This is a genomic window from Streptomyces sp. NPDC059166 (assembly GCF_042755185.1).
Lineage (GTDB): Bacteria > Actinomycetota > Actinomycetes > Streptomycetales > Streptomycetaceae > Streptomyces.
Genome location: NZ_JBHZCI010000033.1, coordinates 36,020 through 59,225 on the forward strand (window position 1 = coordinate 36,020; position 23,206 = coordinate 59,225).

27 protein-coding genes are annotated in these 23,206 nt (G+C 72.2%); 9 read left to right on the forward strand and 18 right to left on the reverse strand.

The window, feature by feature from the left end; translation table 11 throughout:
• Positions 1-127: 127 nt before the first annotated feature.
• From ACFXOA_RS23530 to ACFXOA_RS23570, 9 genes are all read right to left on the reverse strand, one after another.
• Entirely contained in the window at positions 128-745 is a 618-nt protein-coding gene (locus ACFXOA_RS23530) for an amino-acid N-acetyltransferase (RefSeq protein WP_385031913.1), read from the reverse strand.
• Between the two features lie 9 nt (positions 746-754).
• On the reverse strand, positions 755-1,189 hold the full coding sequence (locus ACFXOA_RS23535; protein ID WP_385031916.1) for a BlaI/MecI/CopY family transcriptional regulator: 435 nt from the start codon (positions 1,187-1,189) through the stop codon (positions 755-757).
• 99 nt (positions 1,190-1,288) lie between these two features.
• The gene (locus tag ACFXOA_RS23540; RefSeq protein ID WP_099173596.1) at positions 1,289-1,468 is read right to left on the reverse strand and encodes a hypothetical protein; all 180 of its coding nucleotides are present in this window, start codon (positions 1,466-1,468) and stop codon (positions 1,289-1,291) included.
• Positions 1,469-1,552: 84 nt separating this feature from the next.
• Positions 1,553-2,140, reverse strand: a complete 588-nt coding sequence (locus ACFXOA_RS23545) for a hypothetical protein (protein ID WP_385032070.1) — start codon at positions 2,138-2,140, stop codon at positions 1,553-1,555.
• Between the two features lie 138 nt (positions 2,141-2,278).
• Positions 2,279-3,076, reverse strand: a complete 798-nt coding sequence (locus ACFXOA_RS23550) for a type III pantothenate kinase (protein ID WP_385031920.1) — start codon at positions 3,074-3,076, stop codon at positions 2,279-2,281.
• A complete protein-coding gene (gene nadC, locus ACFXOA_RS23555; RefSeq protein ID WP_385031923.1) occupies positions 3,076-4,119 on the reverse strand; it encodes a carboxylating nicotinate-nucleotide diphosphorylase in 1,044 nt (347 codons plus the stop codon). Before nadC ends, ACFXOA_RS23550 begins: the two co-directional genes overlap by 1 nt.
• Before the next feature lie 2 nt (positions 4,120-4,121).
• Positions 4,122-5,876, reverse strand: a complete 1,755-nt coding sequence (locus tag ACFXOA_RS23560) for an L-aspartate oxidase (RefSeq protein ID WP_385031926.1) — start codon at positions 5,874-5,876, stop codon at positions 4,122-4,124.
• The gene (gene panC / locus ACFXOA_RS23565) at positions 5,873-6,886 is read right to left on the reverse strand and encodes a pantoate--beta-alanine ligase (RefSeq protein ID WP_385031929.1); all 1,014 of its coding nucleotides are present in this window, start codon (positions 6,884-6,886) and stop codon (positions 5,873-5,875) included. Before panC ends, ACFXOA_RS23560 begins: the two co-directional genes overlap by 4 nt.
• Positions 6,883-7,857, reverse strand: coding sequence for a Rossmann-like and DUF2520 domain-containing protein (locus ACFXOA_RS23570; protein WP_385031932.1), 975 nt, complete (start codon positions 7,855-7,857; stop codon positions 6,883-6,885). The genes panC and ACFXOA_RS23570 overlap by 4 nt, the downstream gene beginning before the upstream one ends.
• A gap of 166 nt (positions 7,858-8,023) precedes the next feature.
• Here ACFXOA_RS23570 and ACFXOA_RS23575 point away from each other — a divergent pair, with 166 nt between their 5' ends.
• Positions 8,024-9,169, forward strand: a complete 1,146-nt coding sequence (locus ACFXOA_RS23575) for a threonine aldolase family protein (RefSeq protein WP_385031935.1) — start codon at positions 8,024-8,026, stop codon at positions 9,167-9,169.
• Between the two features lie 19 nt (positions 9,170-9,188).
• Here the strand turns inward: ACFXOA_RS23575 and ACFXOA_RS23580 are convergent, their stop codons facing one another.
• From ACFXOA_RS23580 to ACFXOA_RS23590, 3 genes are all read right to left on the reverse strand, one after another.
• A complete protein-coding gene (locus ACFXOA_RS23580; protein WP_362546477.1) occupies positions 9,189-9,347 on the reverse strand; it encodes a hypothetical protein in 159 nt (52 codons plus the stop codon).
• Positions 9,348-9,528: 181 nt separating this feature from the next.
• Positions 9,529-10,203: a response regulator gene (locus ACFXOA_RS23585; protein WP_385031939.1), complete on the reverse strand. Its 675-nt coding sequence runs from the start codon at positions 10,201-10,203 to the stop codon at positions 9,529-9,531.
• A gap of 58 nt (positions 10,204-10,261) precedes the next feature.
• Positions 10,262-11,470 (reverse strand): sensor histidine kinase, encoded by a 1,209-nt coding sequence (locus ACFXOA_RS23590; RefSeq protein ID WP_385031943.1) that lies wholly within the window; start codon positions 11,468-11,470, stop codon positions 10,262-10,264.
• A gap of 96 nt (positions 11,471-11,566) precedes the next feature.
• Between ACFXOA_RS23590 and ACFXOA_RS23595 the strand changes: the two genes are divergently transcribed.
• On the forward strand, positions 11,567-12,568 hold the full coding sequence (locus tag ACFXOA_RS23595) for an SAM-dependent methyltransferase (protein ID WP_385031946.1): 1,002 nt from the start codon (positions 11,567-11,569) through the stop codon (positions 12,566-12,568).
• Complete coding sequence (locus ACFXOA_RS23600; protein ID WP_385031949.1) at positions 12,565-13,707, forward strand: NADH-quinone oxidoreductase subunit D; 1,143 nt, start codon at positions 12,565-12,567, stop codon at positions 13,705-13,707. Before ACFXOA_RS23595 ends, ACFXOA_RS23600 begins: the two co-directional genes overlap by 4 nt.
• A gap of 34 nt (positions 13,708-13,741) precedes the next feature.
• On the opposite strand, the gene ACFXOA_RS23605 is transcribed toward ACFXOA_RS23600, so the two are convergent.
• From ACFXOA_RS23605 to ACFXOA_RS23620, 4 genes are all read right to left on the reverse strand, one after another.
• A complete protein-coding gene (locus tag ACFXOA_RS23605) occupies positions 13,742-14,770 on the reverse strand; it encodes a hypothetical protein (RefSeq protein WP_385031952.1) in 1,029 nt (342 codons plus the stop codon).
• Between the two features lie 116 nt (positions 14,771-14,886).
• Positions 14,887-15,864 (reverse strand): glycine betaine ABC transporter substrate-binding protein, encoded by a 978-nt coding sequence (locus tag ACFXOA_RS23610; protein WP_385031955.1) that lies wholly within the window; start codon positions 15,862-15,864, stop codon positions 14,887-14,889.
• A 49-nt stretch (positions 15,865-15,913) separates the two neighbouring features.
• Positions 15,914-16,588: an ABC transporter permease gene (locus ACFXOA_RS23615; RefSeq protein ID WP_385031958.1), complete on the reverse strand. Its 675-nt coding sequence runs from the start codon at positions 16,586-16,588 to the stop codon at positions 15,914-15,916.
• A 3-nt stretch (positions 16,589-16,591) separates the two neighbouring features.
• Positions 16,592-17,311, reverse strand: a complete 720-nt coding sequence (locus ACFXOA_RS23620; protein WP_385031961.1) for an ABC transporter permease — start codon at positions 17,309-17,311, stop codon at positions 16,592-16,594.
• Between the two features lie 140 nt (positions 17,312-17,451).
• On the opposite strand from ACFXOA_RS23620, the gene ACFXOA_RS23625 reads away from it, so the two are divergent.
• The 6 genes from ACFXOA_RS23625 to ACFXOA_RS23650 all read left to right on the forward strand — a co-directional run bounded on the left by ACFXOA_RS23625 (position 17,452) and on the right by ACFXOA_RS23650 (position 21,985).
• Positions 17,452-18,627, forward strand: coding sequence for an ABC transporter ATP-binding protein (locus ACFXOA_RS23625; RefSeq protein WP_385031964.1), 1,176 nt, complete (start codon positions 17,452-17,454; stop codon positions 18,625-18,627).
• A 353-nt stretch (positions 18,628-18,980) separates the two neighbouring features.
• Positions 18,981-19,778, forward strand: coding sequence for a dihydropteroate synthase (gene folP / locus ACFXOA_RS23630; protein ID WP_385032073.1), 798 nt, complete (start codon positions 18,981-18,983; stop codon positions 19,776-19,778).
• Positions 19,775-20,257, forward strand: a complete 483-nt coding sequence (locus tag ACFXOA_RS23635; protein ID WP_385031967.1) for a nuclear transport factor 2 family protein — start codon at positions 19,775-19,777, stop codon at positions 20,255-20,257. Before folP ends, ACFXOA_RS23635 begins: the two co-directional genes overlap by 4 nt.
• A gap of 193 nt (positions 20,258-20,450) precedes the next feature.
• Entirely contained in the window at positions 20,451-20,810 is a 360-nt protein-coding gene (gene folB / locus ACFXOA_RS23640) for a dihydroneopterin aldolase (protein ID WP_385031970.1), read from the forward strand.
• Entirely contained in the window at positions 20,807-21,418 is a 612-nt protein-coding gene (folK, locus tag ACFXOA_RS23645) for a 2-amino-4-hydroxy-6-hydroxymethyldihydropteridine diphosphokinase (protein WP_385031973.1), read from the forward strand. The genes folB and folK overlap by 4 nt, the downstream gene beginning before the upstream one ends.
• 81 nt (positions 21,419-21,499) lie before the next feature.
• Complete coding sequence (locus ACFXOA_RS23650; protein ID WP_385031976.1) at positions 21,500-21,985, forward strand: DUF3180 domain-containing protein; 486 nt, start codon at positions 21,500-21,502, stop codon at positions 21,983-21,985.
• Between the two features lie 22 nt (positions 21,986-22,007).
• On the opposite strand, the gene ACFXOA_RS23655 is transcribed toward ACFXOA_RS23650, so the two are convergent.
• Together ACFXOA_RS23655 and folE are read right to left on the reverse strand one after the other, a co-directional pair.
• Positions 22,008-22,358, reverse strand: coding sequence for a VOC family protein (locus ACFXOA_RS23655; RefSeq protein ID WP_385031979.1), 351 nt, complete (start codon positions 22,356-22,358; stop codon positions 22,008-22,010).
• A gap of 126 nt (positions 22,359-22,484) precedes the next feature.
• A complete protein-coding gene (folE, locus tag ACFXOA_RS23660; protein WP_362546432.1) occupies positions 22,485-23,090 on the reverse strand; it encodes a GTP cyclohydrolase I FolE in 606 nt (201 codons plus the stop codon).
• Between the last annotated feature and the right edge of the window lie 116 nt (positions 23,091-23,206).

Here is a 23,206-nt window from a genome sequence, read left to right on the forward strand (position 1 = left end):
AAAATGCAGTACGCGGAAAGGAAACCGCTTTTCCCCGGAAAACACAAACCCCTGGGAGAGGTTCAGGAGTGCAGGAACGCGGGAAACGTGCGCGATTCGGACATAGGGTTCCGAGGTGTTCCGGCGTTCACAGGTGCAGAAGCATCCGGCTGTTGCCCAAGGTGTTCGGCTTCACTCGTTCGAGACCCAGGAACTCGGCGACACCCTCGTCATAGGAACGCAGCAGCTCGCTGTAGACATCTCCGTCGACCGGAGTCTCCCCGATCTCGGTGAAGCCGTGCGCCGCGAAGAAGTCGACTTCGAACGTCAGGCAGAAAACCCTGCGCACTCCGAGCCAGCGCGCGGTCTGCAGGAGCTTGTCCAGTACCTGGTGCCCCACTCCCGCACCCTTGATGGCGTGGTCGACGGCGAGGGTACGGACCTCGGCGAGGTCTTCCCACATCACGTGCAGTGCGCCGCACCCGATGACCCTGCCGTCCTCGTCGCGTTCGGCGACCCAGAACTCCTGGATGTCCTCGTAAAGGGTCACCGTCGCTTTGTCGAGCAGGATGCCTTGGGAGACGTAGCCGTCAAGGAGTCCCCGGACCGACGCGACATCGCTCGTCCTGGCCCGGCGGACGGTGATGGCCGGCCTATTCACCGACGGGCCGGTATGAAGATCTGAGGGAGATCCGGTTTCCGGCAGGATGCGAGCTCCGGTTTGCGACTCGGGACGGCGCTCGGTTTGCGACTGCTCTGAGGACATCCCCCGACGCTATCGCCCGCCGTCCGACGGCGCCTCATCGGCCGCCGCCCCGCCGTCCGGACGACTCCCGGAGGGTTCGGGGACGGTGGGCGCCACGACCTTCATCGCATCGCGCAGCGCCTCGCGCTGATCCTCGGACATCATGCCGAAGAAGGCGACCAGCGCGGCCGCCGGGTTGTCGCTCTGCGCCCAGGCTTCGTTCATCAGTGCGGCCGCGTATGCCGCGCGGGTGGAGACGGCCGTATATCGATAAGCCCGGCCATCCACTTCCCGGCGGACCCAGCCCTTCTGATGGAGATTGTCCATTACCGTCATGACGGTCGTGTACGCGATGGACCGTTCCTGTTGAAGGTCCTCGAGAACTTCCCGCACGGTGACCGGGCGGTTCCATTGCCAGACCCGTGTCATCACGGTGTCTTCCAGCTCTCCCAATTGGCGGGGCACACCATCACCCTAGTGCTAGATGTCTGGAATGGGATAATTCCGGCACCGCAAAAGGGCGCACGGCTCCCAGGAGCCGTGCGCCCTTCGTGCTGGTCCGGGTCAGACGCCCTCGGGCCGCGGAGCCTGGCGGGCCGACTCGGCGCGGGCGAGCGCCGCGTCGACGGCGGCGTCCTCCTTGGCCTTGTTCGGGCCGCCCTGGCTCTTGATGATCGTCCTGACGAGGCCGATGAAGAACACGGCCATCACCACGGGGGGAACGAGCGCGGATACGTAGTCCATGCCGTCCAGAGTAGCGAGCCAGGCATTCCGGGCATCGAGCGGGTGGAGCGCGCCGTGCCCGGGCACGGCGCGCTCCGGACGCGCTCAGGACACGGCGCGCTCCTCCTGGGGAGAGGGTGCGGGGGCGGGCCTGCGGCGAGGCGGGAAGACCTCCGACGGCTTGGGCGCCGGGCGCTCCCCCGGAGCCGCCGGGCGGGCCGGCTGCGGCGTCCGCGGCCGTTCGGGCTCCTCGGCCGCCGCGAGGCCGCCGGGCAGGGCGAGCAGCCTGCCGCGCGGCGCGGGGGGCGCGACCTGCGCGGTACGCCCGGCGAGGCGCGCCCGCACGGAGCGCTCCGCGAGCACCTGGCAGCGCTCCAGCAGCGCTGCCGCGACCGGACCGCCCCGCAGTGCGCGGAGCGCCGCGAGGTCGTCGGGCCGGGGGTCGTACCCGGCCGCGAGAGCGTCCTGGAGCAGTTCGAGATAACCGCTGAGGGAACCCGGCAGGGCGTCGCGGTAGCGGGCGAGATCGGCGAGGAGGAAGGCGCGCAGCCGGCCGGCCTCTCTCGCCGCCTCGTCCACCGCCTCGGCGAGCCGGAGGCAGTCCTGGACGTCCTCGTCCGGCAGGGGCGTGGGGTGGAGGGCGTTGGCGAGAGCACGTCGGAGCACCCGGAGCTCGTCCGCACTGAACGCCATGCCGCCGCGTGATCCGTAGGGCGTGGGCATGGAGCGACAATACGTGCTAAATGGACAAAATCGGCTTAACTAACCGCCGGGCGGCGCGGCGTAGGGTGCCGCGCCGCCGGTCGTTCCCGCAGGTCGCACGGGCACGGACTACATCCGGGCGATGTTGCGCTCGTACACGAGACGCAGTCCGATGAGCGTCAGCCAGGGCTCGTGCTCGTCGATGACGGTCGAGTCCTTCAACACCATCGGAGCAAGGCCCCCGGTCGCGATGACGGTGACCTCGTCCGGGTCGGCCGCCAGCTCCTTCTTCATGCGCTCGACCACACCGTCGATCTGCCCGGCGAAGCCGTACACGATCCCGGACTGCATGGCCTCGACGGTGTTCTTGCCGATCACGCTCCGGGGCCGCGCGAGCTCGATCTTCCGGAGCTGGGCCCCCTTCGCGCCGAGGGCCTCCACCGAGATCTCGATACCGGGCGCGATCACCCCGCCCGCGTACTCGCCCCGTGCCGACACGGCGTCGAACGTGGTGGCGGTGCCCAGGTCGACGACGATCGCCGGGCCGCCGTAGAGCTCCACGGCGGCGACCGCGTTGACGATGCGGTCGGCGCCGACCTCCTTCGGGTTGTCCATCAGGACCGGCACACCGGTCTTGACGCCCGGCTCCACCAGGACCGCGGGCACGTCGCCGTAGTAGCGGCGGGTGACCTCGCGGAGCTCGTGCAGCACGGCGGGGACGGTCGAGCAGATCGCGATCCCCTCGATGCCGTCGCCGAGTTCGACGCCGAGCAGCGGGTGCATGCCCATCAGGCCCTGGAGCAGGACGGCGAGCTCGTCGGCGGTACGGCGGGAGTCCGTGGAGATCCGCCAGTGCTCGACGATCTCCTCGCCGTCGAACAGTCCGAGGACGGTGTGGGAGTTGCCCACGTCGATGGTGAGCAGCATCAGGCGTCTGCCCCGTCGGTCGCCGCCGCGTCCCTGAAGTCCAGGCCGATGTCGAGGATCGGCGAGGAGTGCGTGAGCGCGCCGACGGCCAGGTAGTCGACGCCCGCCTCGGCGTAGGCGCGCGCGGAGTCGAGGGTGAGCCGGCCCGAGGACTCGAGCATCGCCCGGCCGCCGACGAGAGCGACCGCCTCCGCGGTCTCGGAGGGGGTGAAGTTGTCCAGCAGGATCAGGTCCGCCCCGGCGTCGAGCACCTCGGTGACCTGCTCCATGGTGTCGACCTCGACCTCGATCGCGAGCTCGGGGAATGCCTTCCTGACCCGCTGGAACGCCTCGGCCACACCGCCGGCCGCGATCACGTGGTTGTCCTTGACCAGCGCGGCGTCCACCAGCGACATGCGGTGGTTGACCCCTCCGCCGCAGCGCACCGCGTACTTCTCCAGCGCGCGCAGCCCCGGGGTGGTCTTGCGGGTGTCGCGGACCGCGGCCTTCGTGCCCTCCAGGACGTCCGCCCAGGCGCGGGTCGCCGTGGCGATCCCGGAGAGCCGGCAGAGCAGGTTGAGCGCGCTGCGCTCCCCGGTGAGCAGGTCGCGCGTGCGGGTGGTGACCGTGAGGAGCTTCTGGCCGGCGACGACGCGGTCGCCGTCCTCGACGTGGCGCTCGACCTCGAACTCGTCGGTGCAGACGATCGAGAGGACCGCCTCCGCGATCCGCAGGCCGGCGACCACGCCCGCCTCACGGGCGGTGAAGTCACCGGTCCCGACGGCGTCCTCGGGGACGGTCGCCACGGTGGTGACGTCCTCGCCGCCGTCGAGGTCCTCCTCGATGGCGACATGGGCGATGTCCTCGACCTGGACGGGGTCCAGCCCGGCCTCGGCGAGGAGCTGGGCGAGGGCGGGATCCAGGCCGCACTCCAGTCCGTCGGGGTCGTATCCGTCACCGCAGCCGCAGCCGTCGCCGCAGCCCCCGGGCTCGGCGGGGGCGCCGATGTGGATCAGCGGGACGTCCACGGGTGTGGGGCGCGGATTCTCTTCGGGCGTGCTCACGGTCACTGCTCCTCGGCGGGGTCGGTGCGAAGGCGGGCGGGCGGTTCGGTGTCCGCGGGCCCCACGACTGCGGGGTCCGCGGACCGTACGGGCGGGAACGCGGCGCCGTCCGTGGCGCGGACGACCGGCTGCCGGTCGGCGCCCAGGTGTACGACGAGGTGGCGGCGCCAGGCGGCGTCGTCGCGGTCGGGCCGGTCCTCACGCCAGTGGCAGCCGCGGGTCTCCTCGCGTTCCCTGGCCGCGGCGACCAGGACCCGGGAGACGAGCAGGAGGTTGGTCGCCTCCCACGACTCCACCCCGGGCACGGCGTCCTTGGGGTCGCCGTCCTCGGCGGCGGCGCGCTGCAGCGCCTCCAGTTCGGCGGCGGCGGTGGCGAGGCTGCCGGCGGTGCGGATGACCCCGGCGCCCCTGCTCATGATCCGCTGGATCGCCGTCCGCGACTCCGCCGCGAGGAGCGGGACGGTGCCCGTCCCGGCAGCCGGCACGGGACCGGTCCGCGAGGTGGCCGGGCGCGGGCCCTCGACGATGTCGGCCGCGATCCGCTCGGCGAACACCAGGCCCTCCAGGAGGGAGTTGGACGCCAGCCGGTTCGCCCCGTGCACCCCGGTGCAGGCGACCTCACCGCAGGCGTACAGGCCCGGCACCGTGGTGCGGCCGCGCAGGTCCGTCCGCACACCGCCCGAGGCGTAGTGGGCGGCCGGGGCCACCGGGATCGGCTCCGACACCGGGTCGATGCCGTGGGCGCGGCAGGCGGCGAGGATCGTCGGGAAACGCCGCTCCCACATCGTGGCGCCGAAGTGACGGGCGTCGAGGTACATGTGCTCGGTGCCCTGGAGGTGCGTCTGACGGGTGATGGCCTTGGCGACGATGTCGCGCGGGGCGAGCTCCGCCAGCTCGTGCTGCCCGAGCATGAAGCGCGTGCCGGACGCGTCGACGAGATGGGCGCCCTCGCCGCGCACCGCCTCGGAGACCAGCGGCTGCTGGCCCTCGGAGTCCGCGCCGAGGAAGAGGACGGTCGGGTGGAACTGCACGAACTCGAGGTCGGACACCTCCGCGCCGGCCCGCAGGGCGACGGCCACCCCGTCGCCCGTGGAGACGGACGGGTTGGTGGTGGCGGAGAAGACCTGCCCCATGCCGCCCGTGGCGAGCACCACCGCGGGGGCGCGCACCGCGCCGACGCCGTCGTGCTGGCCCTCGCCCATGACGTGGAGGGTGACGCCCGCCGTCCGGCCGTCCTCGTCCGTGATCAGGTCCAGGACCAGGGCGTTCTCGATGGTGCGCAGCGCGGCGGAGCGGACGGCCTCGACGAGGGCCCTGGAGATCTCGGCGCCCGTCGCGTCCCCGCCCGCGTGCGCGATCCGACGGCGGTGGTGACCGCCCTCCCGGGTCAGGGCGATGTCCCCGGTGTCCGTGGTGTCGAAGTGCGCGCCGGTTTCGATCAGGCGGCGTACGGCGTCGGGCCCTTCCGTGACCAGGGTGCGCACCGCCGCCTCGTCGCACAGGCCCGCCCCGGCGACCAGGGTGTCGTCGAGGTGCTGTCCCGGGGTGTCGCCCTCCCCGAGGGCGGCGGCGATGCCGCCCTGCGCCCAGCGGGTGGATCCGTCGTCGAGGCGGGCCTTGGTGACGACGACGGTCGCGAGTCCGGCGGCGGCGCAGCGCAGAGCGGTGGTGAGACCGGCCACGCCGGAGCCGACCACGACGACGTCGGCGTCGATGGCCCAGCCGGGGGCGGGGGCGGTCAGCCGTATTCCGGTCATGTCAGCGCTCCGAGCGTCAGCGGGATGTTGTCGATCAGGCGGGTGTCTCCCACCCGCGCCGCGACGGCGAGGACGACGTCCCCGCTGACACGGTCGTCCGGGACCGCCGCGAAGTCCGCCGGGTCCACGAGTGCGACGTAGTCGAGGGTGAGCGGCACCTCTTCGCCGGCCGCCTCGTCGAGCACGGCTCGGGCCGCGGCCAGGACCGCGGAGGGCGCGACCGTCGGCCTGGCCAGGGCGACGGCCTGGGAGTCGGCGGCGGCTCGGGCCTCTCCCAGCCGGGTGAGAGCGGCAGCCCGGCCGTCGCGCTCCGGGAGCGTGCGGGCGCGGGCGTGCAGCGTCTGCTGGGCGACGAGCCGGTCACGGGCGGCGAACAGGGCCCGGGGCAGGGCGAGTGCCGTACGCCGCTCCTCGGGGGAGAGGAACCGGTTACGGCTGGAGAGCGCGAGGCCGTCCGGGTCCCGGACGGTCGGTACGCCGACGATGTCGATGCCGAAGTCGAGGTCGCGGACCATCCTTCGGACCAGGGCCAGCTGCTGGGCGTCCTTCTGCCCGAAGAACGCGGCGTCGGGCCGGGTCAGGTGCAGGAGCTTCGCGACGACGGTGAGCATCCCGTCGAAGTGGCCCGGGCGGGAGGCGCCTTCCAGCCGTTCGCCCATGGGTCCGGCTGTGATCCTGACCTGGGGCTCGCCGCCGGGGTAGACCTCCTCGACGGAGGGGGCGAAGACGGCGTCCGCACCCGCCGCGGAGGCCACGGCGAGATCGGCGTCCAGGGTCCGCGGGTACCTGTCGAGGTCGGCGGCCTCACCGAACTGCAGCGGGTTGACGAAGACCGTGACGACGACCTGCCCCTCGGGGCCGGCTGCGGCACGCGCCGCGCGGATCAGCGTGGCGTGGCCGTCGTGGAGCGCGCCCATCGTCATCACGACGGCGCGGACCGCCCCGTCCGCCCGGCCGAGGGCCTCCAGTTCCGCGGTCGAGCGCAGCAGGGTCGCGGGTGCGGTGTTCATCGCTTCTCCCCAGGCCCCGAACCGTCCGGGCCGTGTGTTCCGTTCGTTCCGTTCGCGGCGCCGCCGTCGGCGAGCACGCCGAGGAGGTCCTCCGCGGACTCGGGCTTGAGCAGGCCGTGGTCGAGTGCCCGGTCGGCCGTGGCGCGGGCCATCGCGAGATAGCCGGCGACCGTCTGCGGGGCGTGCGCCCGCAACTCCCGGATGTGGGCGGAGACCGTACCCGCGTCGCCCCTGGCGACGGGGCCGGTCAGCGCGGCGTCCCCCGAACGCAGGGCGTTGTCGAGCGCCGCCCCCAGCAGGGGCCCGAGCATCCGGTCGGGCGCGCCGACACCCGCGGTGCGGAGCAGCTCCATGGACTGCGCGACCAGGGTGACCAGGTGGTTCGCCCCGAGCGCCAGAGCCGCGTGGTAGAGCGGGCGGGACTCCTCGGCGATCCACTCGGGCTCGCCGCCCATCTCGATGACGAGCGCCTCGGCGGCGAGCCTCAGCTCCTCGGGGGCGGTGACACCGAAGGAGCAGCCCGCGAGCCGTTGGACGTCGACGGAGGTGCCGGTGAAGGTCATCGCGGGATGCAGCGCGAGCGGGAGGGCCCCGGCCCGCAGAGCGGGGTCGAGCACCTTCGTCCCGTACCGGCCGGAGGTGTGGACGAGGAGCTGGCCCGGCCGGACCGCACCGGTCTCGGCGAGGCCCTCGACCAGACCGGGCAGCGCGTCGTCGGGGACGGTCAGGAGCACGAGTTCGGCGCGCGCGAGGACCTCGGCGGGGGGTACGAGGGGGACGTCGGGGAGCAGGGCGGCGGCCCGGCGCACGGACGCGTCCGAGACGCCCGACACGGCGACCGGCCGGTGCCCGGCCAGCGCCAGCGAGGCGGCGAGGGCGGGGCCGACCCGTCCCGCGCCGACGACTCCCACGGTGAGGCGGGCGGGACGGTCCCTCGCGTCGAGGGCTTCCTTCGAAACTGATGCGTTCACGCGGCGATGGCCTTCCGTTCCAGTCCGCGGGGGGTACCGGACGATTTCTCTGCATGCTACGCCAGCGTTTCGGCACACCCCCAGATCATCCACACCCTGTGGATAACTTTTGACGGAGAGGGAGCCCGGGGTGGGCGGCGGCGACGGCCCGGGCGATGATCGTCCCATGGGAGACACGGACGAACAGAAACGACGTCACCGCAGGCTGAGCGCCTGGCAGCGGTCCACCAGGGTGCTGGCCAGGGCTTCGGCCGACCACACCCTGGCCACCCGGCTCGCCGCGCTGGCCGCCGACGCGGGGACGGTGCACGACCTGGACGAGTGGACGGATGTGTACGGCGACGGCGTCGTCGCCGAGGTCGAGCGGCGTACCGCCGCCCTCCTCGGCATGGAGGCGGCCGCCTTCTTCCCGACGGGCACGATGGCCCAGCAGGTCGCGCTGCGCTGCTGGGCAGGCCGTACCAAGGACCCGGCCGTGGCCCTGCACCCGCTCTCCCACCCGGAGGTGCACGAGCGGTCCGCTCTCTCCGAGGTGAGCGGGCTGCGCACCGTGTATCCCACGACCGCGCCCCGCCAGGCCACGGCGGACGAGATCCGGGACTTCCCCGAGCCCTTCGGCACCCTGATGGTGGAACTCCCGCTGCGGGACGCGGGCTTCGTCCTGCCGTCCTGGGAGGAGCTGGAGGCGTCCACGGCCGCCGCACGGGAGCGGGACGCGGTGGTGCACTTCGACGGCGCGCGGCTCTGGGAGTGCGCCTCCCATCTCGGACGCGGTCTCCCTGAGATCGCCGCCCTCGCGGACAGCGTCTACGTCTCCTTCTACAAGTCCCTCGACGGGCTGTCCGGCGCGGTACTGGCAGGCCCGGAATCCCTCGTCGACGAGGCGCGCACCTGGCGCCACCGTTACGGCGGGCAGGTCTTCCAGCAGTATCCGGCCGCGCTCTCCGCCCTGTTGGGCCTGGAGCGCGAACTCCCCAGGCTGCCGTCGTACGTGGCCCACGCGAAGGTGGTCGCCTCCGCTCTCGCGGAAGGCTTCACCGGTTCCGCGGTGCCCTGGTTCCGCGTGCACCCCGAGCCGCCGCACACCCACCAGTTCCAGGTCTGGCTGCCCTACGGCGCCGCCGTACTGGACGAGGCATCGGTGAGGCAGGCCGAGGAGACGGGCGTGACGCTCTTCCGCCGCTGGTCCGCGGCACCGTCCGGGCCGCCCGGACTCTCGTACACCGAGGTCACCGTGGCGGCTCCGGGACTGGAGTGGACGGCCGCCGACGTGGAGGAGGCGGTGGCGGGGTTCGTGGCGCGGCTGCCGTAGCGCGCGGGTCACCGGGCCCTCAGGGGAGGGGCGGCCGGTGCGCGGCCGTCCAGGCGCGTACCCGCCGCCGGATCAGGCTCAGGATCTCGCGGTCGTGGGTTCCGGGGTGCGGGGGCGGCCCTTCGCCGTGCTGAGCGGCGCGCACACTGTCGAGCATGTGCTGCTGAACGCTGTCCATGGCTCCAGCCTGACCCCGGCGCGCCACGCACGCCCGCGCTCGGAACCACCCGCGCGGCGGTTCGGCCGGAGCGGGACGGTTCCGGGGATCCTCCCGCCGGCGGTGGCCGCCTCGGTCCAGGCGGATGTGCCTGATGCCGCCGCCGAACGGCCCGTTGATCCGGATCGGGGGGCTGCCGCGGTCAGACGGCCCCGCCGCCCGCCCGGACGAGCCCGGTCTCGTACGCGAGGACGACCACCTGGACGCGGTCCCGCAGGGCGAGTTTGGTCAGGATGCGGCCGACGTGCGTCTTCACGGTCGCCTCGGACAGCACCAGACGTCCCGCGATCTCGCCGTTCGAGAGGCCCTGCGCGACCAGCAGCATCACCTCGCGCTCCCGCTCGGTCAGCTTTCCGACGTGCCCCAGCCGGGGCTCCTCCTTGCCGCTCGGGAGCATCGGTGAGAACCGGTCGAGCAGCCGGCGGGTCGTGGAGGGCGCCACCACCGCGTCCCCGCTGTGCACGGACCGGATGGCGGAGAGCAGTTCGCCGGGCGGCACGTCCTTGAGCATGAATCCGCTGGCCCCGGCCTTGAGCCCGGAGAAGGCGTACTCGTCCAGGTCGAAGGTGGTCAGGATCAGCACCTTGGGCGGATCGGTCCGCGCCCGGATGCGCCGGGTCGCCTCGACGCCGTCCAGACGCGGCATGCGCACATCCATCAGGACGACGTCGACGGCGGTGGACGCCAGGGCCTCGATCGCCTCGGCGCCGTCACCGGCCTCCGCGACGACCTCCATGTCCGGCTGGGCGGCGAGCACCATCCGGAAGCCGGTGCGCAGGAGCACCTGGTCGTCGACGAGCATCACGCGGATGGTCATGGGGTTCCCCGTCCTTCTGCCACTGTCCCGGCCTGCCGTCTGTTCGAGAGGCCGGCACTCACGGACCGGCCGGCTTGAGCGGGAGCAGCGCGCTGATCCGGAAGCCGCCGCCCTGACGCGGTCCGGCGTCCAGGGTCCCGCCGACCATACCGACGCGCTCGCGCATGCCGATCATCCCCTGGCCCGCGCCGTCCGCCCCGCCGTCCTCGTAGAGCTCGTGCGGCGCTCCGCGCCCGTCGTCCTCGACGAGCAGCCCGAGTCCGTCGTCGAAGTAGACCAGCCGCACGCTCGCCCCGGCGTCCGGGCCGCCGTGCTTGCGGGTGTTGGTGAGCGCCTCCTGGACGATGCGGTACGCCGTCAGTTCGACCCCGCTGGGCAGGGGCCGCGGAGTCCCCTCGATCTTGAAGTCGACCGCGAGACCCGTCTCCCGGACCTTGCCGACGAGTTCCTGGATCTGCTCGACGTCGGGCTGGGGGACGTACTCCCCGCTCTCCTCCGTGTCCCCGGTGCGCAGCACCCCGAGCAGCCGCCGCATCTCGGCGAGCGCCTGGCGGCCGGTTCCGGAGATGGTCTCCAGGGCCTGCCGGGCCTGATCGGGGGACGAGTCCATGACATATGCGGCGCCGTCCGCCTGGACCACCATCACCGAGACGTTGTGCGCCACGACGTCGTGGAGTTCACGGGCGATACGGGCGCGCTCCGCGGCGACGGCCACCTTCGACTGCGCCTCACGCTCCCGCTCCAGCCGGGCGGCCCGCTCCTCGAGCTGGCTGAAGTAGGCCCGCCGGGTGCGTATCGAATCGCCCAGCACCCAGGCGAGGACGAACGGCACGGTCATGATGACGACGTAACCGGTCGTCTGCACCCAGCCGCCCGTGGGCGCCTCGTCGGGCCAGCGCAGCCGCGACAGCCCGGCGGCGGTCAGGGCGCATCCGAGGGCGAGCCGCGCGGCCCGGCGCTCCCCGACCGTGGCCACCGTGTACGTGATCACCAGCATGGCGAAGTCGGGCACCCGGGGCCGCACCCCGAAGGCCAGCTGGGCGAGCCCCATCAGGATCGCGAGCAGCAGCATCCGCTCCGGCGCCCGGCGGCGCAGCGCGACCACGGTGCAGAGCCCCACGGCGATCGGCACGGCCGCCACGCGCTCGCTGCCGCTGCTCTCCTGGTCCGCCACGATGGACACGCCGGAGACCCCGAGGAGCAGGACAGCCCAGAGGGTGTCGACGCCCGTCGGGTGTCTGCGGATGAACTCGTAGAAGCGCTGCACGTCACCCAGCGTAGGGACAGCTGATCGGTGCCGGGGTCAGCCGGAGGGCCGATCCGGGTTCCGGGACCCTACTCCCCAAGGTGGAGACTTGCCTACGTGACGTATGACTGGTGCCGCTGGCGGGAGGCCTCCGAGACGGCTCTCTACGGGGAGGCGGGGTTCTACCGGCGCCCGGAGGGCCCGGCCGGCCACTTCCGTACCTCGGTCCACGCCTCGCCGCTGTTCGCCGGCGCCGTGGCCCGCCTCCTTGCCCAGACGGCCCGGGAGCTCGACACCGACTCGGTCGCGCTGGTGGACATGGGAGCGGGGCGCGGCGAACTGCTGACCGGGGTGCTGGCCGCGCTGCGGGAGGAGGATCCGGCCCCCGGTCTGACCGTGCGGGCCTGCGCCGTGGAGATCGCCCCCCGGCCCCCGGGTCTTGACCCGGCCGTCGAATGGCTCTCCGAGCCGCCCCGGGGGGTCCGCGGGCTCCTCTTCGCCAACGAGTGGCTGGACAACGTCCCCACCGACATCGCCGAGGCGGACGCGGACGGGGTGCCGCGCTACGTCCTCGTACGGACGGCCGACGGCGCGGAGCGGCTGGGCGATCCGGTGACCGGCGAGGACGCCCGGTGGCTCAGCCGCTGGTGGCCGCTGAACCGCCCGGGAGAGCGGGCGGAGATCGGCAGGCCCCGGGACGAGGCCTGGGCCTCGGCCGTGTCCACGCTGGCCGCGGGGACGGCCGTGGCCGTCGACTACGCCCATGTACGGGACGCGAGGCCGCCGTTCGGGACCCTCACCGGGTTCCGTGACGGGCGCGAGGTGGCGCCCGTGCCCGACGGGAGCTGCGATCTGACCTCCCACGTCGCACTGGACGCCTGCGCGGCCGCCGTGGGGGGCGGGGCCGAGCTCACCGATCAGCGGACCGCGCTGAGGGAGCTGGGCGTCAGCGGCGAACGGCCGCCGCTGGCAAGGGCGTCGGCCGACCCGGCCGGCTACGTGCGCGCGCTCGCGTCCGCCGGTGAGGCCGCCGAGCTCACGGCACGCGGCGGGCTGGGCGATTTCGGCTGGCTGCGCCGGCGGGTGCCCGGACGCGAGGAGGGATACTGTCCCGCATGACGGAGACGACGATCGGCATCGGCGGCGCGGCGGAGAGCACCGACATGGTGCTGAACATCGGTCCGCAGCATCCCTCCACCCACGGGGTGCTCCGGCTGCGGCTCGTCCTGGACGGTGAGCGCATCCAGCGGGCCGAGCCTGTCATCGGCTACATGCACCGGGGCGCGGAGAAGCTCTTCGAGGCCCGTGACTACCGGCAGATCATCATGCTCGCCAACCGCCACGACTGGCTGTCGGCGTTCTCCAACGAGCTCGGGGTCGTGATGGCCGTCGAGCGGATGCTCGGCATGGAGGTCCCCGAACGCGCCGTCTGGACGCGGACGCTGCTCGCGGAGCTCAACCGGGTCCTGAACCATCTGATGTTCCTCGGTTCGTACCCGCTCGAACTCGGCGGGATCACCCCGATGTTCCACGCGTTCCGTGAGCGCGAGGAGCTCCAGGCCGCGATGGAGGAGGTCTCCGGCGGCCGGATGCACTACATGTTCAACCGGGTCGGCGGCCTCAAGGAGGACCTCCCGGCCGGCTGGCTCGGCCGGGCCAGGGACGCCGTGGCGTCCGTGCGTTCACGGATGGACGTGTACGACCGGCTGGTGCTCGGAAACGAGATCTTCCGGGGCCGGACCCGCGGGGTGGGCGTGCTGTCCGCCGCGGCGGTGCACTCCTACGGGGTGTCCGGACCGATCGCCCGCGCCTCCGGGGTCGACTTCGACCTGCGGCGCGACGAGCCGTACCTCGCGTACGGGGAACTGCGGGACACCCTGAAGGTCGTCACCCGGACCGAGGGCGACTGCCTGGCCCGCTTCGAGTGCCTGCTGGAGCAGACGCACAACGCCCTCGACCTGGCCGACGCGTGCCTCGACCGGATGGCGGAGCTTCCGCCCGGCCCCATCAACCAGCGGCTGCCCAAGGTACTGAAGGCGCCGGAGGGCCACACCTACGCCTGGACCGAGAACCCGCTGGGCGTCAACGGCTACTACCTGGTGTCCACGGGCGAGAAGACCCCGTACCGGCTGAAGCTGCGTTCCGCCTCGTTCAACAACATCCAGGCGCTCACCGAGCTGCTGCCCGGCACGCTCGTCGCCGACATGGTGGCCATCCTGGGCTCTCTGTTCTTCGTCGTCGGCGACATCGACAAGTAGCCCGGCACCGCCCGCCGGGGCGGGCCCGCCGCGGTCAGGACGAGATCGCGCTCCGCAGCTGCACGACGTCCAGCTGCTCGGTCTCGTCGTGCGCGGTCAGGTCGATGACCTTGCCGACCGCCTTGTTGTCGGCCGCGCCCGTGCGGTGCGCCGCCAGCGCCTCCTCGCCCACCACGTCGGCGAGGTCCTCGTTCTGCACGGACTCGATCGCGGCGTTCGCCTTCTGGGTGCCGAAGAAGTCGAAGCTCCCCTGGGGCACCAGGTGCCTGCGGGCAGCCGCGTACGGGACGACCGCGGACGCGGCCTGCGCGGCGCGTGGAGACCTCACGGGGGCGGAGGACGGCTGTGCCGCGGGGAGGGCTGCCTGAGGGCGGCGGTGCTGGAGGTCACCCGCTCCGCCGGCCGCCGCGTGCTTTCCCCGGGGGCCGCCGGCCTCCGTGTCCCGCTCCGCCGACCGTTCGGCGATGTCCCGGCTCCTGGCCAGCTCGGCGGTGCGGCGCGCCTCCTGGAGGGCTGCGTTGCGCGTCAGGTCCTGGAGCGCCTGGGCGGCGCGCGCGTACGCGCCGGGAGTCGGTGTGGACGTCGCGGGCATCAGCTCGCGCGGCGCGGACGCCTCGATGGCGAGCTGTCTGCGGCCCTCCAGGGCACTGGCCCGCTCCGTCTCGGCGGTGGCGTACCGGCGCAGCAGCGCCGCGTGTTCGCCCCGCAGACCGGCCAGTTCGACCCGCTTGCGACGCAGCTTGGTCTCCAGCCGGGTGCGCAGTTCCCTGGACTCCTCGAGGTCTCCCTCGAGCTCGGCTATGCGCTCCTCCGCCTTCCACTCGTCGCCGGCCCGGGCGCGGGTCAGCTCCGCGACGCGCAGCCCCGCGGCCCGGTCCCAGGCCCGCATCATGCAGGCGCCGGTGACGGCGGCTGCCGCCGTCACGGCCACCAGGGCGCGCAGCGCGACGGGTTCCGCGAGGAGCCAGGCCCCGGCGGCACAGACCACCGGCGCCCCGGCCAGCACGGCGGGGGGCAGGATTCTGTGAAGGGGCGGCGAATGGCGGTGGCGTCCTCGTGGCATGGCTCGAAATTTACCGTGCGTACGAGTCGGTTGGGAGGCCACCCGGCAATCTGTTCCCCGCCGGTTACCTGTCCGGCTCCCGGCGGCCTCCCCGCCGACGCTCGACCACGCCTTTCCTACTTCTTGATCAGCCCCTTGGAGCGGAGATAGTCGGCGGCCGCGTCCGCGGGCTTGGCACGCTCGGCATCGACCTTGCGGTTGAGTTCCGCCAGGTCCTCGGTGGTGAGAACTCCGGTGAGCTTCCCGAGCGCTTCGGCGATCTCCGGAGAGCCCGCGTCCTTCGCATTGAGAACCGGAAGGACGTTGTCCGCGTTCTGCAGCTTCTTGTCGTCCTCCAGGAACACCAGCCCGTAGGAGTCGAGGACCGCGTCCGTGGTGGTCGTGAGGACCAGTTGGTCCTTGCCGTCCTTGACCGCCTGCTTGGACTGGGGTGTGCCGACCCCCTTGGGGTCGATGCCCGTGACGTCGATGCCGTAGGTCTTCTTCAGCCCGGGCGCGCAGAAGGGGCGCACCTCGCACTCGTCGCCCGCCGCGATCTTCACCTTGATCTTCGACGCGCCGAGATCGGAAAGCGTGCGGAGGCTGTTCTTGTCGGCGAATTCCTTCGACACCGCGAAGGCGTTCTGGTCGACCGCCTCGCCCGCCGGGAGGACCTTCAGACCGAGCGGGGTGGCGAGCTTCTCCAGAGCGGCCACCGTGGCGGTCACATCGCCCGAGGCGACCGGCTTCTTCTCCGCCTCCTGGGCGCCGTTGACCTTGGCGTTGAGGAATTCCGCGAGCGTGGCCGCGTATTCCGGGACGACGTCGATCTCCCCCTTCTCCAGGGAGGGTTCGTAGAGTTCGCGGTTCTTCACCGTGGTGACCGAGGTGTCGTATCCGGCGTCGCCCAGGACCTGGGCGTACAACTCGGCGAGCACCTTGGACTCCGTGAAGCCGGCGGCACCCACCACGAGCGAGCCCTTCCCGGCGCCGGCGTCGGAGCCCTTGCCCGAACCGCCCTCCTTCTCCAGGCTGTCGCCGCCGCAGGCGGCGAGCGACCCTGCCAGCGCGACCGCGCCGATGACCGCTCCCGCTATGCGCGAGGTCCTGCTCATGTTGTTCTCCGTCCGCGAATGATGGTGTGCACAGTCCGAGATGGGCCGCTCAGGTGGTCCGGCGGCGGCGCAGGGGCGACAGCAGCCGGTCGAGCACCACGAGCACGCCCTCCACCACCAGGGCCAGGAGGGCGACGAGGACGGCGCCCGCGAAGACCTGCGCCGTGTCGTAGGTGTTGAACCCGGCGGTGATGATCCGGCCCAGTCCGCCGAGGCCGACCATCGCCGCGATCGAGGCAGTGGCGATCACCTGGACCGCCGCCGACCTCAGCCCGGTCATGATCATGGGGTAGGCGAGGGGGAGTTCGACCCGGAGGAACAGCTGCCCCCCGGACATCCCCATGCCCCGTGCCGCCTCCAGCACCGACCGGTCCACCTCCGTCATCCCGACGTAGGCGTTGGTCAGCAGCGGGGGTACGGCGAAGAGCACCAGCGCGATGACCGTGGGCAGATAGCCGGAGTTCCGCAAGGGCGTCAGCATGAAGAGGGCGAGAACCGCGAAGACCGGCACCGCCCGGCCCACGTTGGAGATGTTGACGGCGAGCCCGCCGCCCTTGCCCACGTGCCCCAGGTACAGGGCGACGGGCAGCGCGAGCACACACGCCGCCGCGAGGGCGATCCCGCTCACGTACAGGTGCTCGGCGAGCCGGTGCGCCGCACCGCCCTCCCCCGACCAGTTGGCCCCGGTCGTGAGCCAGACCCACGCCTCTTCGACGACTCCCATGGATCAGCCGGCCTCCGTCTTCGCGATGCCCGCCCCGGCAGCGGCCCCGGCGGGCCTCCGTATCCGGGTCCAGGGCGTGAGCAGGCGTTGCACGCCGAGCAGGAGCAGGTCCGCGGCCACCGCGAGCAGCACGCAGAGGACGGACGCGGTGAGCACCTGTGCCTTGAAGAGGCTGGGCAGCGCGTCCTCGATGAGGTTGCCGAGACCGCCCTTGCCGACGAGGGAGCCCACGGTCGTCAGCGCGACCGTGGACACCGTGGCGATGCGCAGCCCGGCCATCAGTGCGGGCAGGGAGAGGGGCAGTTCGACCTCGAACAGCAGGCGGACGGGCCCGTATCCCATGCCGCGCGCCGCTTCCCTCGCCTCCTGCGGGACCGCTTCGAGCCCGGCGAGGATGTTGCGCACGAGGATCGTCAGCGAGTAGAGCACGAGCCCGGTGACCACGAGCGCGGCCGACAGCCCGAAGAGCGGGAGGAGCAACGAGAACATGGCGAGCGACGGCACGGTGTAGAGCACCGTGGTCAGCCCCAGCACCGGGCCCGCGAAATGCCTTCCGCGGCGCGCGAGCAGAGCGAGCGGAAAGGCGACCGCGAGCCCGATCAGCACCGATACCGCGGTGATCCAGATGTGCTGGAGCGTCGCATCGGTCAACTCGTGGCTGCGGGAGCGCAGATACTCGCCGCAGATCCAGTCGTTCGTCACCAGGCAGTTCCGATCGGCCATCCGCCCCCACCCCCTGCTGCCCTCGTGATTCCGTACCGTGTCCGGTCGTTGGTGACCCTATCCCCGACCACCGACAATCGCCGAGGCTGTCGTGTTCCGGCAACATGGCCTTCACAGGACCCGCGCCACAATGGGGAATCATGATCCGATTCGAGCACGTCACCAAGCGGTACGCGGACGGCACCACCGCCGTCGACGACCTTTCCTTCGAGGTCGCCGAGGGTGAACTGGTCACGCTCGTCGGGCCTTCCGGATGCGGCAAGACCACCACCATGAAAATGGTGAACCGGCTGACCGAACCGACCGAGGGACGGATATTCCTCGACGGCGAGGACATATCGACCGTCGATCCCGTCCGGCTGCGCCGCCGCATCGGCTATGTGATCCAGCAGGTCGGCCTCTTCCCGCACAAGACGGTGCTGGAGAACACCGCCACCGTTCCCCATCTCCTGGGATGGGGAAGGGAAAAGGGACGCAGGCGCGCCGCCGAGCTCCTGGACCTCGTGGGACTCGACCCGTCCGTCCACGGGGACCGTTATCCGGAACAGCTCTCCGGTGGTCAGCGCCAACGCGTCGGCGTGGCAAGGGCACTGGCCGCGGACCCGCCGGTCCTGCTGATGGACGAGCCTTTCGGCGCTGTCGACCCGGTCGTCCGGGAAAGGCTGCAGAACGAATTCCTGAGACTTCAGGCACAGGTCCGCAAGACCGTCCTCTTCGTCACCCACGACATCGAGGAGGCGGTCCGGCTCGGCGACCGGATCGCCGTGTACGGACAGGGCCGTGTCGAGCAGTTCGACACCCCGGCCACGGTGCTCGGCGCCCCGTCCACCCCCTACGTGGCCGACTTCGTCGGGGCGGACCGCGGCTTGAAGCGCCTCTCGGTCACGCCCGTCGAGGAGAGCGACCTGGACCAGCCGCCGGTCGTGCACCTCGACGATCCGCTGCCGGAGGCGACGGCGCGGCTGAAGGCCGCCGGAGCGCGCTGGGCGGTCGTCCTCGACGCCCAGGACACCCTGCACGGCTGGATCCCGGCGGGTGGCACGGAGGGGGCGGGGGGAACGGTCAGGGACCACGCGCGCCGCATGGAGGCATGGCTTCCGCTGGGCGCGCCCCTCAAGCAGGCCTTCGCCACCATGCTCCAGCACGACGCGGGATGGATCGCCGTCACCGACGAGGAGGGCACCGGCCGCTTCCTCGGCGTGCTGACACCTGCCCGGCTCCACGAGGCGCTGCGCCGCTCGATCGGCGCGGACGCCCAGGACGTACCGCGCGCCGGGATCGCCGTCGATTCCGTCACCGGGGTGAGCTCCGTGTGAGGCACCGCCCCGCGGGCAGGACCTCCCTCCCGCGGGGGAAGCGCCGCCGGAAGTCACCGCCGGACCCCGCTGCCGGGAGGCCGCGCGCCCCCGCCGGCCGCCCGTGCCGGTTCCGCAACCCGTCCGAACCGGGGCGGCCCGTCCGGTGCGCCGTCGTCGGCGACCCGCCCGGGGGAGGCCACCGAATGCCGGACGCGCCCGGCGCCTTGGACCGCACCCGCCCGCCGGCGGAGGCGCGGGCCCCGTCGCGCGCCCGCCGGGGACCGCCGACCGGCGCTTAGGCTGGTCGCATGAGTACGTTGCGAGGACGGGGAACGGTGCGGGGTCTGCCGGAGTGGGACCGCTGCGCGGTCATGGGCGTCGTCAATGTGACGCCCGACTCCTTCTCCGACGGAGGCCACTGGTTCGACACCACGGCGGCGATCAAGCACGGCCTCGAACTGGCGGCCGAGGGGGCTGACCTGATCGACGTCGGCGGCGAGTCGACCCGGCCGGGCGCGAGCAGGGTGGACGAGGAGGAGGAACTGCGCCGGGTCATTCCCGTGGTGCGGGGCCTGGCCTCCGAGGGCGTCACCATCTCGGTGGACACCATGCGGGCGCGCGTCGCCGAGCAGTCCGTCGCAGCCGGGGCCGTCCTGGTCAACGACGTGAGCGGCGGACTCGCCGACCCGGACATGATCCCGGTCGTGGCCGCCGCCGAGGTTCCGTTCGTCGTCATGCACTGGCGGGGCTTCAGCGAGTCCATGAACAGCCGTGCCGTCTACGAGGACGTCGTCGGCGAGGTCGTCGCCGAGCTCGGGCAGCGGATGGAGGCCGTGATCGGGGGCGGCGTGGATCCCGCGAGGCTGGTGATCGACCCGGGGCTCGGCTTCGCCAAGGACGCCGCCCAGGACCTGGCTCTCGTCGCACACCTGGACCGTCTGCGCGACCTCGGCAGGCCGCTGCTCGTCGCCGCCTCCCGCAAGAGGTTCCTCGGCCACGTCCTGGCGGCCGACGGCGCCGCCCCGCCGCCCGCCCGTGAACGCGACGCCGCGACGGCCGCGGTCTCCGCCCTCTCGGCAGCCGCGGGCGCCTGGGCCGTCCGGGTGCACGCCGTACGCCCGACCGCGGACGCGGTCCGGGTCGCCCGTGCCGTCGAGGGAGCGGCGTGAGCGCCCCGCGCGACGAGCACGAGGAGGCGGCCGCCGACATCGCGGCGGTCGAGCAGGCGAACACCGCCTTCTACGAGGCGATGGAACGCGGAGACCTCGACGAGCTCTCCGGCCTCTGGCTCCCCGGCGAGGACCTCACCGTGTCCTGCGTCCACCCCGGCTGGCCGGTGCTCACCGGCCGGGGCGAGGTGCTGCGGAGTTACGCCCTGATCATGGCGAACACCGAGTACATCCAGTTCTTCCTGACCGACGTCGGGGTGTCGATGACCGGTGACACGGCTCTGGTCACCTGCACCGAGAACATCCTCAGCGGCGGTCCGGCCGAGGAGGGAAACTCGCTGGGTCCGCTCGTCGGCCAGCTCGTCGTCGCCACCAATGTGTTCCGGCGCACATCGGAGGGCTGGAAGCTCTGGTCCCACCACGGCTCCCCCGTGCTCGCCGACTCCGACGAGGAGGACGACGAGGAACCGACCGCCTGACCAGGCAGGCCGGACTGCCGGGATTGAGCCCCCCGATCACCGGGTATACGCGGCTACCAGCCCTCTGCCGGGCAGGTCCGCGCACCCGCGAGCGGGACCGGTCGGTGCTCGCGGGTAGATTCGAAAGAAGGCACCGGTCCGCCCGCACGCGGCCAGGTGCCTCAAGAGACGACGAACAGCAGGAGTGATTCGCGTGGATCGTGTCGCGCTGCGCGGCCTCAAGGCCCGTGGGCACCACGGCGTCTTCCCCAAGGAACGGGAGGACGGCCAGACATTCATCGTGGATCTGGTGCTCGGACTCGACACCCGCCCCGCGGCTGCCGCCGACGACCTGTCGAAGACCGTCCACTACGGCGTCGTCGCGGAGGAGGTCGTGGGCGTCGTCGAGGGTGAACCGGTCGATCTGATCGAGACCCTCGCGGAACGCATCGCGCAGCAGTGCCTCAAGCACGAGGGGGTCCAGGAGGTCGAGGTCGTCGTCCACAAGCCGGACGCCCCGATCACCGTCCCCTTCGACGACGTGACCATCACCATCACCCGGAGCCGAGCATGACTGCATTTTCCACCGAAGGGCAGAGCGACCCGACCGTACAGCCGGTTCCCGCAGCAGTCGTCGAGCAGGTGGACGCGGCGGACGTCACCCTTTCCAACCCCAAACGCGCCGTGATCTCCCTCGGCTCGAACCTGGGCAACCGGCTGGAGACGCTCCAGGGCGCCATCGACGCCCTGGAGGACACGCCGGGCCTCCGGGTCAAGGCCGTCTCCCCGGTCTACGAGACGGAACCGTGGGGCGTCGACCCCGGCACCCAGCCGTCCTACTTCAACGCGGTGATCGTCGTGAAGACGACCCTGCCGCCCTCCTCCCTGCTGGAGCGCGGTCAGGCCATCGAAGAGGCCTTCGACCGGGTCCGTGAGGAGCGCTGGGGTCCGCGCACCATCGACGTCGACATCGTGTCCTACGCCGACGTGATCTCCGACGACCCGCTGCTGACCCTCCCCCACCCGCGTGCCCGCGAGCGTGGCTTCGTGCTCGCCCCCTGGCACGACGTGGACCCGGAGGCCCAGCTCCCGGGCGCCGGGCCGGTCGCCGACCTGCTGGCAAGCGTGGGCCGTGAGGGAGTGCTCCCCCGCCCGGACCTGGAACTCCGTCTCCCCGAGTAGTCGTTAGGCTCAGGGGCGGCCCACCACGGGCGGCCCACCACGGGCGGACGACACGGGCAAAGGCGAAGGGCGGCACTCTCGGTGAAGCAACTACGGCTCGGGCTCCTCGCCGGACTCCTCGCCGGAGCCGGCGTGCTGTCCTGGGGCGCGGCGCGCCTCTGGGACGCCCTGGGGACACTGCCGAGCGTGCCGCTCGCCGCGCCCATCGTGCTGGCCGTGATCGCCGTGGTCCTGCTCGCCGCTGCCCTGTCCATCAGGGCGAGGCTGCGCGCCCAGCGGGAGCGCCGCCCCGGGGCGAAGGGCGTGGAGCCGATGATGGCCGCGCGCGCCGTGGTCTTCGGCCAGGCGAGCGCGCTCGTCGCCGCGCTGGTCACCGGGATGTACGGCGGCACGGCCGTCTTCCTGCTGGGATCCCTCGACGTACCGCCCCGCAGGGACCAGGCCGTCTACGCCGGCTTCGCCGTCCTGGCCGGCATCGCGGTCGTCGCCGCCGCCTTCTTCCTGGAGCGCGTCTGCAAGCTCCCCGAGGACGGCGACGACGACGGGAACGCCGCGCCGGCCGCCTGAGCGGACCGGGCCGGAACGCTCCTCAGTCAGCCACGGGGTTCTCGACGAGGGTGATCCGGTTGCCGTCGGGATCGTGAACGGCGGCGAACCGCACCCCTCGCGACCCCGGCAGGGTCTCACCCGCCGTGATTCCCCGGCCGGCGAGCTCCGAGAGGGTCCGGTCGAGATCGTCGACGGCCAGATTCACGAGGGTGCCCCCGGCCTGCTCGGGCGACTGGAAGACCTGGAGCCAGGCGTGCGGGGAGACGTGCCAGTCGGCCAGGCCGTCCATGGGCCTGGCGTCGGCAGGGCGGCCGAACAGCCGCTCGTACCACTCGACGGCCGGCTCGATGGCCATCACGGGTGCCACCGCGAGCACGTGGGTGAAGGACATGGGGTTCCTTTCCTGATGCCCCGGCCGCACGGCCGGGGCCCATCGGTCGAATCCCCCCGCCGAAGGGGCCGGGCGCCGCCGCGCCGGTCCTCCGGATCAGGTCCTGTACCTCCCTGTACGTCCTGGTCAGCGCGCCATGATGAGGCTCATCGCCTCGGCACGCGTCGCCGGATCGCGCAGCTGACCACGGACGGCCGAGGTGAGCGTCTTGGCCCCCGGCTTGCGGATACCGCGCATGGACATGCACATGTGCTCGCACTCGACGACCACGATGACCCCGCGCGGTTCCAGGATCGCCATCAGCGACTCGGCGATCTGCGTGGTGAGCCGTTCCTGCACCTGGGGGCGCCGCGCGTAGACGTCGACGAGCCTGGCGAGCTTCGACAGGCCCGTGATCTTGCCCGAGGTCGCCGGGATGTACCCGACGTGCGCCACGCCGCGGAACGGCACGAGGTGGTGCTCGCAGGTACTGAAGACCTCGATGTCCTTGACCAGCACCATCTCGTCGTGGCCCAGGTCGAAGGTGGTCGTCAGGACGTCCTCGGGCTCCTGGTGAAGGCCCGCGAATATCTCCTTGTACGCACGTGCCACACGGCCGGGTGTCTCCCGGAGCCCTTCGCGGTCAGGGTCCTCCCCGACGGCGATGAGCAGTTCACGTACGGCGGACTCGGCCCGCTTCTGGTCGAAAACGCCGATCGAGCCCTGCCCGTCCAGCGTCACCGGGTCGGTCATCTGTGCCTCGTTCCTGTGTGCGATCGCATGCGCGGCCCGCCCGGACCTCGCTGACGGGGACGGGCACCGCACGGTCCCGACGAAAAAGCCGCGCCCCCACAGGCTAGAACCTGGGG